Here is a 12,433-nt window from a genome sequence, read left to right as displayed (position 1 = left end):
TGTTCATGGAAAAGCTAGCAAGAAAACAAGTTCAAGCCTTAACTCCTTATTTGTCGGCAAGACGAATCGGTGGCTCTGGTGACGTATGGCTTAATGCCAATGAATCTCCATTTGATAACGAATACACGCTGAATCTTGCGCGTCTAAATCGTTATAGTGAGTGTCAGCCAAAAGAGATGATTGAGGCGTACGCTCAATACGCGGGTGTTAAAGCTGAACAGACCATCACAACTCGTGGTGCGGACGAAGGTATTGAGCTATTGATTCGCGCTTTCTGTGAGCCGGGTGAAGATGCAATCCTGTATTGTCCACCGACCTATGGAATGTACGCGATTAGCGCGGAAACGATCGGTGTTGAGCGAAAGGTTGTTCCATTAACCGCCGATTGGCAACTCGATCTCCCTGCGATCGAAGCGCAGCTTGATAACGTTAAAGTTGTATTTGTATGTAGCCCAAACAATCCGACGGGTAACCTGGTTGAGCGCAAAGACATCATTAAGTTGTTGGAAATGACGCAAGACAAAGCGATTGTAGTGATGGATGAAGCGTACATCGACTTCTGCCCAGAGGCCTCGACGGTGGATCTTTTGGATCAGTACCCAAACCTTGCGATCTTAAGAACGCTTTCTAAGGCGTTTGCTTTGGCTGGTTTGCGCTGCGGCTTCACGTTGGCGAACAAAGAGTTGATTGATGTGCTTCTTAAAGTTATCGCACCTTACCCAGTACCAGTTCCAGTAGCGGAGATCGCCACTCAAGCGCTGTCTCAAGAAGGGCTAGCTCGTGCGAAGTTCCAAGTGCTTGACCTTAACGCAAACCGTGCTTATCTACAGGCAGGTTTAATGGGGATGCCACAACTGACGGTGTTCGATGGTTGGGGTAACTACTTGCTCGTTAAATTCCCTGATGGTGATGCACTGTTTAAAGCTGCGTGGGACAACGGCATCATTTTACGCAATTCGCCGATCGAAGATTGTGTTCGTATCAGTGTTGGTAATCGAGAAGAGTGCGAAAAGACACTTGGTTTTATTCGAAACTTTTACCAATAGAAACAGCGATTGATTACGCGAAGTAAACAGATTGATTTGGCTTAGATGCTATTGTCTGAGCCACAAGATTTAAAATTAAAAGGAAGTTCCAGTGAGTAAACAACAGAAAATTCTATTTATTGACCGTGACGGTACTCTGATCGTTGAGCCGCCTGTCGATTTTCAAGTTGACCGCCTAGACAAGCTTAAGTTTGAGCCGTTAGTGATTCCTAGTTTGCTTGCGCTGCAAGATGCTGGTTATCGTCTAGTGATGGTTACTAACCAAGATGGGCTTGGCACGGATAGCTACCCTCAAGAAGACTTCGATGCGCCACACAACATGATGATGGAGTTTTTCGAATCTCAAGGTGTGAAGTTTGACGATGTACTGATTTGTCCTCACTTTGACGAAGACAACTGCTCTTGCCGCAAACCAAAACTGGGTTTGGTGAAAGAGTACCTGCAAGCGGGTAAAGTCGATTTCCAGAATTCTGTTGTGATTGGCGACCGTGTTACTGACCTGCAGTTGGCCGAGAACATGGCTATTCGTGGCATTCAGTACAACCCAGATCCAAATGCAGAAGGCATGATGAACTGGCCGCAAATCCTAAAAGATTTAACTGTAAAAGCCCGCGTTGCAGAAGTGGTTCGTACTACCAAAGAGACTGACATCAAGGTTGCTGTAAATCTTGATGAAACAGGCGGTAATAAGATTGATACAGGGATGGGTTTCTTCGACCACATGCTGGATCAAATTGCGACACACGGCGGCTTCCAAATGAATCTGTCGGTAAAAGGCGACCTGCACATTGATGATCACCACACGGTAGAAGACACAGCACTGGCTCTTGGCCAAGCACTAAAAGATGCGCTGGGTGACAAGCGTGGCATTGGTCGATTTGGCTTTAGCTTGCCAATGGATGAGTGTCTGGCACAGTGTGCATTAGACCTATCTGGTCGTCCGTACCTAAAGTTCGATGCGAAGTTCAGCCGTGAGCAAGTAGGCGATCTTTCTACTGAGATGGTGGTTCACTTTTTCCGCTCACTAACCGATACGTTAGCGTGTACGCTGCACCTATCTTCAGCAGGTGATAACGATCACCACATCATCGAGAGTTTGTTTAAAGCATTCGGTCGTACTCTACGCCAAGCTATTAAAGTTGAAGGCAACGAGTTACCAAGTAGCAAAGGCGTACTGTAAGGAATGAGCATGAAAGAGCAGAAAGTCGTCATCATCGATACGGGCTGTGCCAATGTTTCGTCGGTAAAGTTTGCCATTGAACGCCTTGGTTATGCCGTTGAGATCTCGAAAGATCCTGCTGTCGTTCTGGCGGCAGATAAACTGTTTTTACCGGGCGTGGGTACCGCAAGTGAAGCGATGAAAAACCTTGCTGAGCGTGATCTAATTTCACTGGTTAAACAGGTTGAGAAACCACTGCTTGGTATCTGTTTGGGTATGCAGTTGCTAGGTAAACTTTCGCAAGAGAAAGGCCAAAAAGCCGATGAGCTAGTCGAATGTTTGGGTCTATGTGACGGTGAAGTTCGCCTAATGGATACTGGTGATTTGCCGCTTCCTCACATGGGTTGGAATACCGTGAAATCAACGCCGGAACACCCACTGTTTAAAGACATCGAAGAGGGGGAGTACTTCTACTTCGTACACAGTTTTGCAATGCCGGTTGGTGATTACACTATCGCACAGTGTGAATATGGAAATCCATTTACCGCAGCGGTTCAAAGCGGTAACTACTTCGGTGTTCAGTTCCACCCAGAGCGTTCTTCTAAAGCAGGTTCTAAACTGATTCAGAATTTCTTGGAATTGTAATAAAGGATTAGGCAGTGGCTAACACTGCCATAAAAGGAATGTAAATGATTATTCCCGCATTAGATTTAATTGAAGGCCAAGTTGTTCGCTTATTCCAAGGCGACTACGGCCAAGTAACAGAATACAAAGTTGACCCAGCTGAACAGTTCAATCTGTATCACCAAGCGGGTGCTAACTGGCTCCACCTTGTTGATCTTACCGGCGCTAAAGACACAACAGCGCGCCAACTTGACCTGATTGCTAAGTTGCTGGCTAGCACACCGGCCAACATCCAGATTGGCGGTGGTGTTCGCAATGAGCAAGATGTTGTCGACCTACTGGATGCTGGTGCTCAACGCGTTGTTGTTGGTTCAACGGCAGTAAAACAGCCTGAACTTGTTAAAGGCTGGATGGAAAAGTATGGTGCCGAAAAAATCGTACTTGCATTGGATATCAACATTGATGAAAACGGCACTCGTAAAGTAGCGATTTCAGGTTGGCAAGAAGACTCAGGTGTGACAATTGAAGCACTGATTGAAGACTACCTGACGGTCGGCCTAAAACACGTTCTATGTACTGACATCTCACGTGACGGTACGTTAGAAGGATCAAACGTAGAACTTTACGTTGATCTTTGTAAGCAGTACCCACAGGTTCAGTTCCAATCATCAGGTGGCATTGGCAGCCTAGCTGATATCGAAGCTCTTAAGGGAAGTGGTGTAGCCGGCGTCATTGTTGGCCGCGCACTTCTTGATGGCAAGTTCACCGCAGAGGAGGCGTTTGCATGCTGGCAAAGCGAATAATCCCTTGTTTAGACGTTCGTGATGGACAAGTAGTAAAAGGCGTTCAGTTCCGTAACCACGAGATCATTGGTGACATTGTCCCTCTAGCACAACGTTATGCGGAAGAAGGCGCAGATGAACTGGTTTTTTACGATATCACCGCATCGAGTGATGGACGTGTAGTTGATAAAAGTTGGGTAAAGCGTGTTGCAGAAGTGATTGATATTCCTTTCTGTGTTGCTGGTGGTATTAAATCGGCTGAAGATGCAGCACGTATTCTTGAGTTTGGCGCAGACAAAGTATCGATTAACTCACCTGCACTGGCTAACCCACAACTCATCACTGATTTAGCGGATAAATTTGGTGTTCAATGTATCGTTGTAGGCATCGACTCTTACTACGATAAAGAGACGGGTAAGTACCAGGTTTATCAATTCACAGGCGACGAAGCACGTACTAAGGCGACTCAATGGGAAACCAAAGATTGGGTTCAGGAAGTGCAGAAGCGTGGCGCAGGTGAAATCGTACTAAACATGATGAACCAAGATGGTGTGCGCAACGGTTACGACCTAGAGCAGCTGAATATGGTTCGTGAAGTGTGTAAGGTACCGCTGATTGCGTCTGGTGGCGCAGGTGCTATGGAGCACTTTGCAGAAGCGTACAACAAAACAAACGTGGATGGAGCTCTTGCAGCTTCTGTATTCCATAAACAAGTCATCAATATTGGTGAACTGAAGCAATATCTAAAACAACAAGGTGTAGAGGTGCGTCTATGAGTTTCGCAGCGACAGAAGTAAATACGCTGGCTGAACGTATCAATTGGGATAAGGTGGACGGTCTCGTTCCTGCAATCGTGCAAGATTTTCAGTCAAGCCAAGTACTAATGATGGGCTACATGAACCAAGACGCCCTGGCTAAAACGGGTGAAACGGGTCAAGTTACCTTCTTCTCACGCACTAAAGAGCGTCTGTGGACTAAAGGCGAGACGTCAGGCAATGTTCTGCAACTGGTGAACATGTCATTGGATTGTGACAACGATACCTTGCTGGTAAAAGTGAACCCAATCGGTCCAACTTGTCACCTTGGGAACACCACCTGCTGGGATGTGGATCCGCAAGAAGAGACACAGATGGTGTGGCTTCATCAACTTGAGCAGCTACTGGCTGCCCGCAAGGACGCGGACCCTGACTCTTCTTACACTGCCAGCCTATATGCCCGTGGCACCAAGCGTATTTCGCAAAAAGTGGGCGAAGAAGGCGTTGAAGTCGCGCTTGCGGCGACGTCGGGCGATAAGGCGGAGCTAGTTTGTGAATCAGCAGACCTTATCTATCACCTAATGGTTCTATTGCAAGACCAAGGTCTATCAATGAACGATGTGGTGAATAAGCTAAAAGAGCGCCACAAGTAAGCTCTTATTAGATTTATTCAACCCAATAAAAGATAGTAAAAAGCCCCGTAAGCAACTATGTTTACGGGGCTTTTTTAGCGTTCTATCCTGTGTATCTCTCTCACCTTTAGGCCTCGTCATTCCGAGGAGCCTAAGTGACATCAGGAATCTCTTCTTCTAATCTGACTTCCTATACGTACGAGTTAGCCACAGCACTTCTTGTATTTCTTCCCACTTCCACAGATACACGGATCATTACGACCGATCTTAAAGCTTTCTACGGTTTGGTTGAGACGAGGGTCGAGCGCCGGCTCAGGTTGGCTCTGTTCTGGAAACTCACCATCGATATAAAACCAAAGGCCATTTTCTCGTACGAAGCGCGAGCGTTCTTGCATGCAATACTGCGCGCCTTCTTCATTGAAATAGGCTTTGAACTCAACGAAACCTTCATCGATATTAGTTCCAGGTTGCGCACTAACCACTTCAAGTCCTGCCCAATCACTGTCAATGGATTCGGCAATACCTTCACGCTGCGCCTCAGCATTGCAGCTAGGGTGATAGGTATTCACTACATAATCCACTAGGCCGAGTACATGAGCGCTGTATCGCGAACGCATTAGCTGTTCTGGAGTTGTAACGTTATGATGGTCTTTATGCGCAACTTCACAGCACATAGCGTAGCTCTGTTTGCTACCGCAAGGGCATTGAGACATTTATCTTATCCTATAAAAATGGCCTCAATTATGAGGCCATTAATCTTGTCTGAATGAACATTGTCGTAAGTCTAACAAAACTCAAGGTGGTGATACACACTTATGTCGTTACTGGCGAAAGTAGCTCTTGTGCCCAGTTGGTTGCTTCGTCATAGGTTTGACCTAATTGAGCTTCGGTTAGCTTCAATAGGTTTCGGATACGTGTTGCTTCATCCCAGCGAGCTTGTTCATAGGCAACAACCATAGCGAGTACCGCGCCAAGCACGCCTTTGCGGTTTACTAAGGCCTGCTTGATCTCTTCGTCGATTGGGACTGCGTTCAGTACTTCTTGTAGCGGTTGATCAAGTAGGGAGTCTAGAAGCGAGAACATGCCTGTTAGGAAGGCTTGTCCGGGTTCCTCTTTAACACGCATTTTTTCGATCAGCAGCTCGCATTGTCGAGCTCGAATTACGGCTAGACCGTATAGGGAATCAGGCTTATCTTCTTTAGCTGATGCAATCGCGACTAATGAGACGAACTTACGCAGTTTTTGTTCACCCAAATACACTAACGCTTGTCGGAAGGAGCGAATGGTCGTGGTCGCACCGCCAGCAGAGTTTACGTAGGTCAATAACTTATAAGATAAGGTCACATCCAAGGTGATCAGTCGCTCGACCTCATTGAAGTCGATCGGCTCGTTGGCGATCTCTTTGCACAATTGAATCGTGGTCAAAAATGCAGGGTTCAACGCGCGCGTTTGAATCATTTCAGGCTTGCTAAAAAAATAACCTTGGAAGTAACTGAAGCCAGCCGCTTTTGCTTGCTCATACTCTTCGTGTGTTTCGACTTTTTCAGCAAGGAATTTAATGTCGAGATCTCGCATCGTGCTCATGAACATTGAAGCCTTGGCGATCGGCACAAGTCGGATATCAAACTTGATGATCGAGACGTAAGGAAGGAAGCGTTTCCAAGCTTTACTTGGTACAAAGTCATCCAGAGCGATGGTGTAGCCCGCGTCGTAGATGGTCTTGATAGCCTCTAGCAGCTCATCAGTCGGCTCACAGTCTTCAAGTATCTCAACAACCAAGCTCTCTTTCGGGAAAAGCGTTGGTACAAGGTTAATTAAGCTGGCATATGGGAAATTAACAAAACCGAGCTTGTCTCCTAACGTATTGTAGTGAGTCGACAAGAAATGGTCTGACAGTAAGCGACTGGTAGCAAGCTCAGGTTCGACTTCTGGAAACGTATTCTTAGGACCGTCTCTAAAAAGTAACTCGTAACCTAAGGTTTTTTTATCAATATCAAGTATTGGCTGGCGTGCTACGTATGAATATTTCACTTAGTATTGCGTTCGGTTTAGTTTTAATAGACTGATGATAGCTAATTCTGAGGAAATTACCATATACAATCATAGAAAGTCTGACGCATCATAATAATCCGTATGAAACGACGGATTTAGTTATGAAATCGGTTGCTAAACTTTCTCGATTGCAGCTCAACCCCGTCTGGTGTCACGACCAAAACAGATCCTTGAGTATACCAATCACCAAGCACTACTCGAGTTTGTTCTTGGTTTTCGGCATTGGTAAAACGATGAACATTTGGTCGATGAGTGTGACCGTGAATCATCAGATCGACCTGATTATCTTTCATCACTTTCTCGACTTCAGATTGGGTGACATCCATGATGTCGAGTGACTTTGTTTGTTTATCGTCTTTAATATCAGACTGCACTTTGGAAACAATCTTCTTCTTAATGAAGAAAGGAATTCGATTGAATACCCACTGTAGCCATGGCTGGTGGACTTTTTCTCTGAATGCAAGGTACTTAACATCCTCAGTGCAAAGTGTATCTCCATGGAGAACCACCGCCTTCTGCCCATAGATGTCGATCACTTCCACTTCGTCGAGAAGCTTTACACCCGTTTGCTTGGCGAATCGCTTGCCAACCAAGAAATCGCGATTACCTTGGGTAAAGTAGCAAGGAACACCTTGAGCAACTAAGTCGATAAATGTCTGGCGAATTGATTTTGCAAAGTCGCTAGTGTCATCATCTCCAATCCAAAACTCAAAAAGGTCACCTAATACATAGAGTGCATCGGCTTCGACGGCTTCATTCTTCATGAATGTAAAAAAGCACTCGGTAATGTCTGGTCGAGAAGGGGTGAGGTGCAGGTCTGAGATAAAATATGTTTTCATACAGTTTTAAAAAAAGGGAGCGAGTGCTCCCTTGTCCTAATTATTGATGTATCAATGGTGAATACGAATCGAAGGCTAGATTAAGCTTCGATTGTTGTACCAGTGATGATCACTTCTTCTAGTGGTACGTCTTGGTGCATACCCATAGAGCCAGTGCTAACACCTTTAATTTGGTTTACTACGTCCATGCCTTCAACTACTTCAGCGAATACACAGTAACCCCAACCGTCTAGGCTTTCGCTACGGAAATCTAGGAATTTGTTGTCATTAACGTTGATGAAGAACTGAGAGCTTGCAGAGTGCGGTTCCATCGTACGAGCCATTGCTAGCGTGCCTACTTTGTTGCTTAGGCCGTTGTTTGCTTCGTTTTTGATAGTCGCGCGAGTTGCTTTTTCTTTAAGGCCAGAAGTCATGCCGCCGCCTTGAATCATGAAACCATCGATAACACGGTGGAATAGTGTGTTGTCGTAGAAACCGTCACGGCAATACTGTAGGAAGTTTGCGCTTGTTTCTGGTGCTTTTTCTTCGTTTAGTTGAACTTTGATGTCACCAAAATTTGTGTGAAGGATGATCATGATTGTTACCTTACTGTCTTTTTTAATATGAAAGGCGATTCTAGCCTAGTTTGATTGAGTTTCAAAATACGAAATCGTCAATAGATAACAAGGAGTTTAGCCGATTTGGCGGTGAAAGGTATTACCTAATAACTAATGACTTGTTATACTGCGAGTCTTATTTCGATTCATCCACAATATAGATAGAGATCATGTTGAAGATATATAACACACTCACAAGACAGAAAGAGGAATTCAAACCAATTACAGCTGGCAAAGTCGGCATGTATGTCTGTGGGGTAACCATTTACGATCTCTGTCACATCGGTCATGGCCGTACCTTCGTCTCTTTTGACGTTGTGTCTCGTTACTTACGTTACCTTGGCTATGACCTAACATTTGTTCGTAACATCACAGACATCGATGACAAAATCATCAAGCGTGCAAACGAAAATGGCGAATCTTGTGACTCGTTAACAGAACGTCTAATCGGCGAAATGCACGCAGACTTTGATGCGCTAAACATGAAGCGTCCAGATGTTGAGCCTCGCGCGACAGAATTCATCACTGAAATCATCGAGTTGGTTGAAACCTTGATTGCTCGTGGTTTCGCGTACGTAGCAAGCAACGGCGACGTAATGTTTGAGGTTAAGAAGTTTGACGAATACGGCAAGCTTTCTAAGCAAGACCTTGATCAGCTGCAAGCGGGTGCTCGTGTTGATGTTGAGTCAGCGAAACGCAGCCCACTAGACTTTGTTCTTTGGAAGATGTCTAAGCCGGGCGAACCAACATGGGAATCTCCATGGGGTCCAGGCCGTCCAGGTTGGCACATTGAGTGTTCAGCAATGAACTCTTCAATCCTAGGCAACCACTTTGACATTCACGGTGGCGGTTCTGACCTTCAGTTCCCACACCATGAGAACGAAATTGCGCAATCTTGTTGTGCACATGGTACAGACTATGTAAACACATGGATGCACAGTGGCATGGTAATGGTCGACAAAGAGAAGATGTCTAAATCTCTAGGTAACTTCTTTACGATTCGTGACGTACTGGGTCACTACGATGCCGAAACGGTTCGTTACTTCCTAATGTCTGGTCACTACCGTAGCCAGTTAAACTACAGTGAAGATAACCTGAACCAAGCACGCTCTGCACTTGAGCGTCTATACACGTCTCTGCGTGGTCTTGACCTAACTGTTGCACCAGCTGGTGGCGAAGAGTACGTTTCACGCTTTACCGCAGCGATGAATGACGACTTCAACACACCAGAAGCTTACTCTGTACTGTTTGATATGGCGCGTGAAGTGAACCGCTTGAAGACAGAAAGCCTTGAGAAAGCAAGCGAGCTTGGTGCTCTAATGCGTGAACTGGCTGATGTTATTGGTATTCTTCACCAAGAGCCTGAAGCTTTCCTTCAAGGTGGTGCGGGCGATGACGATGAAGTGGCTGAAATCGAAGCGCTGATCAAACTGCGTAACGATTCTCGCGCTTCTAAAGATTGGGCTAATGCCGACCTTGCTCGTGATAAGCTGAATGAGCTAGGTATTATCTTAGAAGACGGCCCTGAAGGCACAACTTGGCGTCGTAAGTAATCTTATAAAAAGGGCTGATTTTCAGCCCTTTTTTCTAGCATAAATTCTAGTTTCACCCTTATTTTTATACTCAATTTATATTTAACAGGAATATTTCTGTGGCTCAGATGTATTTTTATTACTCTGCGATGAACGCGGGTAAATCAACAACGCTCTTACAGTCTTCTTTTAATTACCAAGAGCGTGGGATGACTCCCGTAATCTTCACTGCGGCGTTAGATGATCGCTACGGCGTTGGTAAAGTAAGTTCACGTATCGGTCTTCAATCGGAAGCACAGTTGTTCAAAGCGGATACGAACCTATTTCAAGCTATTGCTGCATTGAACGAAGAGGAAAAGCGCCACTGTGTTCTAATTGACGAGTGTCAGTTCCTATCGAAAGAGCAGGTTTATCAACTAACTGAAGTAGTCGATAAGCTGAACATTCCTGTACTGTGTTATGGTTTGAGAACCGACTTCCTTGGTGAGCTATTTGAAGGTAGCAAATACCTGTTGTCGTGGGCAGATAAATTGGTTGAGCTTAAAACTATTTGTCACTGTGGCCGCAAAGCGAACATGGTGATTCGTACCGATGAACATGGTGTGGCGATTGCAGAAGGGGATCAGGTTGCGATTGGTGGCAACGATAAATATGTCTCTGTATGCCGACTGCACTACAAAGAAGCATTGGGCAAATAATCCCGGTTGAACAAATAAAAACGGTGGCTATCGAAAGCCACCGTTTTTTATATCCGAAGGATATTAATCCTATAACGTAATTAGAATGTCTACTTAGGCCTTGAACCCAACGTCTTAAGCTTCAAATCCAACACTCTTAAGCTGTTGATAGGCTGATTCCACATCTTCTGGGACGGGAAGGGCAATCTGGAACCCTAATCTTGGGTACTCTTTGATACGCTCGAAATCCGCTATTAATGCACTTAACACCATCTCCAAGGGCAACTCTTCATTGTAGTAATCAACCCAGTGTTGCCATTGAGAAGTAACCGTAATCTGTGCGTCTTTATCCGGCCACTGTTGTTTGAAGGTGGCGTAGGTTCGCTTCTCCATAAATGGCTTTTGAACTAGGGTCAGTCGCTGAGGGATATCACCTCTATTTTTCAGCAAGTCATAGGTAAAACGTACATTTTCACCGGTATTACTTGCTTGCGTCTCGAGAACAATTGCTGAATCGGGAACACCACAGTCACGGGCTATCGCGGCAAATGTCTCGGCTTCGCTGCGACTGAATTGACCTTCTGTAAATCGCCCAACGCCACCAGAAAAAACGATGTAGGGAGCGATCCCTTGCTTGTACAGTTGTGCAGCGTATTCAGCCACACGAGTGTCGTTGCTACACAAAACAAAGATACAATCGGAGGGTGCTGGTGTATCGCCGACCCTCATATAATCCCACAGAGTGTCAATAGCTCGGTGTAATTTAGTCATCGAGGGCATCCAAGGTAGAGTTGTATTTGAATGAGAAACCTAAGCTAATGATCTTTTCTGAAGAGACTCGTTTATCTGGCGTATCGACAATTGGCGGAAGAGGTTCTTTGCTGTTCGCGCTCTTTAACGCAGCGGCATAGAATTCGGCTTTGCTCACCGTGTTAGGCGTTGTGACATTGACAACTTGGTTGTGGAGTTGTGTGATGGCGAAATCAACACTGCGAATCGCGTCATCTAGGTGCAGCATATTGGCCGGTGCTTGAGAGCTCACTTGTTTTAGCTTGCTTGCAAAACGAGAAGGGTGGCGATTAGGGCCAATCAGTCCACTAAAACGCAGCACAGTGTAATCAATGCCAGAGTCGATAACAGATTGCTCAGCTGTAAGCATGATCTTGGCGTTGTCAGAAAACGAATAAGTTGATGATGTATTTGCGACCGCTAGCGATGCGTCACTTTCATCAATGGTTCCGGGCTTTTCTGGATACACAGTAGTAGAGCTCACCATAATCAGTTTTTTGATATTCGCTTTTTGGCTCGCTTCTACTAACTGCTGCCATTGCTGTGCATACGCTTTCCCTGAGCCCTTTCTAAATCCAGGTGGGAAGCTGCCAATCACGATCTCAATGTTGTTCTCAAGTAACAGTGAATAGAGTTGAGAAACGGTATCTGCATTTTCACTAAAACAAAATTCCAATCCGTGTATTTGTTGCTGTTTAAGTTCTTCCACACCTTGCGAGCTTGTTTTCGTTGCGACAACGTTGTGTCCGTGGCGGGCTAAATGGTCCGCTAAAGGTGCGCCAACCCAACCAGCCCCTAGGACTAATATAGATGCCATAATTTCCTCACTTACTTACTGTAGTTGGTCTTAGCAATATTGATTGGTGATTTGACCTTACAGGAAGTCAAAATCTTTCTTTTAAGCCTAACAAACCTTTGTAAAAAAATGAAAAGTCCATAAACGAAAAAAC

The 12,433-nt window shown here is 45.3% G+C and carries 14 protein-coding genes; 8 read left to right on the top strand and 6 right to left on the bottom strand.

Features of this window, described 5'->3' with window-relative positions; translation table 11 throughout:
* Positions 1-5: 5 nt before the first annotated feature.
* From hisC to hisIE, 6 genes are all read left to right on the top strand, one after another.
* Positions 6-1,046, top strand: coding sequence for a histidinol-phosphate transaminase (hisC, locus tag KI743_RS16490; protein ID WP_285467318.1), 1,041 nt, complete (start codon positions 6-8; stop codon positions 1,044-1,046).
* Between the two features lie 91 nt (positions 1,047-1,137).
* The gene (hisB, locus tag KI743_RS16485; protein WP_032552102.1) at positions 1,138-2,226 is read left to right on the top strand and encodes a bifunctional histidinol-phosphatase/imidazoleglycerol-phosphate dehydratase HisB; all 1,089 of its coding nucleotides are present in this window, start codon (positions 1,138-1,140) and stop codon (positions 2,224-2,226) included.
* 9 nt (positions 2,227-2,235) lie between these two features.
* Positions 2,236-2,850 (top strand): imidazole glycerol phosphate synthase subunit HisH, encoded by a 615-nt coding sequence (gene hisH / locus KI743_RS16480; RefSeq protein ID WP_285467317.1) that lies wholly within the window; start codon positions 2,236-2,238, stop codon positions 2,848-2,850.
* A gap of 44 nt (positions 2,851-2,894) precedes the next feature.
* Positions 2,895-3,632, top strand: a complete 738-nt coding sequence (gene hisA / locus KI743_RS16475) for a 1-(5-phosphoribosyl)-5-[(5-phosphoribosylamino)methylideneamino]imidazole-4-carboxamide isomerase (RefSeq protein WP_285467316.1) — start codon at positions 2,895-2,897, stop codon at positions 3,630-3,632.
* Positions 3,614-4,387, top strand: a complete 774-nt coding sequence (gene hisF, locus KI743_RS16470; protein ID WP_032552105.1) for an imidazole glycerol phosphate synthase subunit HisF — start codon at positions 3,614-3,616, stop codon at positions 4,385-4,387. Before hisA ends, hisF begins: the two co-directional genes overlap by 19 nt.
* Positions 4,384-5,019: a bifunctional phosphoribosyl-AMP cyclohydrolase/phosphoribosyl-ATP diphosphatase HisIE gene (gene hisIE / locus KI743_RS16465; protein WP_032552106.1), complete on the top strand. Its 636-nt coding sequence runs from the start codon at positions 4,384-4,386 to the stop codon at positions 5,017-5,019. The genes hisF and hisIE overlap by 4 nt, the downstream gene beginning before the upstream one ends.
* A 182-nt stretch (positions 5,020-5,201) precedes the next feature.
* On the opposite strand, the gene KI743_RS16460 is transcribed toward hisIE, so the two are convergent.
* The 4 genes from KI743_RS16460 to KI743_RS16445 all read right to left on the bottom strand — a co-directional run bounded on the left by KI743_RS16460 (position 5,202) and on the right by KI743_RS16445 (position 8,464).
* Positions 5,202-5,711 carry a YchJ family protein gene (locus tag KI743_RS16460; protein ID WP_285467315.1) on the bottom strand — a complete coding sequence of 170 codons (510 nt, stop codon included), beginning with the start codon at positions 5,709-5,711 and terminating at the stop codon, positions 5,202-5,204.
* A gap of 100 nt (positions 5,712-5,811) precedes the next feature.
* The gene (locus tag KI743_RS16455; RefSeq protein ID WP_032552108.1) at positions 5,812-7,029 is read right to left on the bottom strand and encodes an EAL and HDOD domain-containing protein; all 1,218 of its coding nucleotides are present in this window, start codon (positions 7,027-7,029) and stop codon (positions 5,812-5,814) included.
* 116 nt (positions 7,030-7,145) lie between these two features.
* Positions 7,146-7,889 carry a UDP-2,3-diacylglucosamine diphosphatase gene (lpxH, locus tag KI743_RS16450; protein ID WP_285467314.1) on the bottom strand — a complete coding sequence of 248 codons (744 nt, stop codon included), beginning with the start codon at positions 7,887-7,889 and terminating at the stop codon, positions 7,146-7,148.
* A gap of 80 nt (positions 7,890-7,969) precedes the next feature.
* The gene (locus KI743_RS16445; RefSeq protein ID WP_032552110.1) at positions 7,970-8,464 is read right to left on the bottom strand and encodes a peptidylprolyl isomerase; all 495 of its coding nucleotides are present in this window, start codon (positions 8,462-8,464) and stop codon (positions 7,970-7,972) included.
* 191 nt (positions 8,465-8,655) lie between these two features.
* Between KI743_RS16445 and cysS the strand changes: the two genes are divergently transcribed.
* A complete protein-coding gene (gene cysS / locus KI743_RS16440; RefSeq protein WP_032552111.1) occupies positions 8,656-10,038 on the top strand; it encodes a cysteine--tRNA ligase in 1,383 nt (460 codons plus the stop codon).
* A 98-nt stretch (positions 10,039-10,136) separates the two neighbouring features.
* Positions 10,137-10,715, top strand: a complete 579-nt coding sequence (locus tag KI743_RS16435) for a thymidine kinase (RefSeq protein ID WP_032552112.1) — start codon at positions 10,137-10,139, stop codon at positions 10,713-10,715.
* 114 nt (positions 10,716-10,829) lie between these two features.
* On the opposite strand, the gene KI743_RS16430 is transcribed toward KI743_RS16435, so the two are convergent.
* Together KI743_RS16430 and KI743_RS16425 are read right to left on the bottom strand one after the other, a co-directional pair.
* Positions 10,830-11,465: a YdcF family protein gene (locus tag KI743_RS16430; protein ID WP_285467312.1), complete on the bottom strand. Its 636-nt coding sequence runs from the start codon at positions 11,463-11,465 to the stop codon at positions 10,830-10,832.
* The gene (locus KI743_RS16425) at positions 11,458-12,300 is read right to left on the bottom strand and encodes an NAD-dependent epimerase/dehydratase family protein (RefSeq protein WP_285467311.1); all 843 of its coding nucleotides are present in this window, start codon (positions 12,298-12,300) and stop codon (positions 11,458-11,460) included. Before KI743_RS16425 ends, KI743_RS16430 begins: the two co-directional genes overlap by 8 nt.
* Positions 12,301-12,433 lie beyond the last annotated feature (133 nt).

The sequence above is a fragment of the Vibrio sp. D420a genome, assembly GCF_030248625.1.
Lineage (GTDB): Bacteria > Pseudomonadota > Gammaproteobacteria > Enterobacterales > Vibrionaceae > Vibrio > Vibrio fortis_A.
The sequence above is the reverse complement of the archived record's forward strand: the minus strand, read 5'-3'. Positions and strand labels throughout refer to the sequence as shown.

What these genes read in the sequence shown, in the direction of transcription:
- hisC (WP_285467318.1), top strand. Translation starts at nt 6, where the DNA reads ATGGAAAAGCTAGCAAGAAAACAAGTTCAAGCCTTAACTCCTTATTTG.
- hisH (WP_285467317.1), top strand. Translation starts at nt 2,236, where the DNA reads ATGAAAGAGCAGAAAGTCGTCATCATCGATACGGGCTGTGCCAATGTT.
- hisA (WP_285467316.1), top strand. Translation starts at nt 2,895, where the DNA reads ATGATTATTCCCGCATTAGATTTAATTGAAGGCCAAGTTGTTCGCTTA.
- hisF (WP_032552105.1), top strand. Translation starts at nt 3,614, where the DNA reads ATGCTGGCAAAGCGAATAATCCCTTGTTTAGACGTTCGTGATGGACAA.
- hisIE (WP_032552106.1), top strand. Translation starts at nt 4,384, where the DNA reads ATGAGTTTCGCAGCGACAGAAGTAAATACGCTGGCTGAACGTATCAAT.
- KI743_RS16460 (WP_285467315.1), bottom strand. Translation starts at nt 5,711, where the DNA reads ATGTCTCAATGCCCTTGCGGTAGCAAACAGAGCTACGCTATGTGCTGT.
- lpxH (WP_285467314.1), bottom strand. Translation starts at nt 7,889, where the DNA reads ATGAAAACATATTTTATCTCAGACCTGCACCTCACCCCTTCTCGACCA.
- KI743_RS16445 (WP_032552110.1), bottom strand. Translation starts at nt 8,464, where the DNA reads ATGATCATCCTTCACACAAATTTTGGTGACATCAAAGTTCAACTAAAC.
- cysS (WP_032552111.1), top strand. Translation starts at nt 8,656, where the DNA reads ATGTTGAAGATATATAACACACTCACAAGACAGAAAGAGGAATTCAAA.
- KI743_RS16430 (WP_285467312.1), bottom strand. Translation starts at nt 11,465, where the DNA reads ATGACTAAATTACACCGAGCTATTGACACTCTGTGGGATTATATGAGG.
- KI743_RS16425 (WP_285467311.1), bottom strand. Translation starts at nt 12,300, where the DNA reads ATGGCATCTATATTAGTCCTAGGGGCTGGTTGGGTTGGCGCACCTTTA.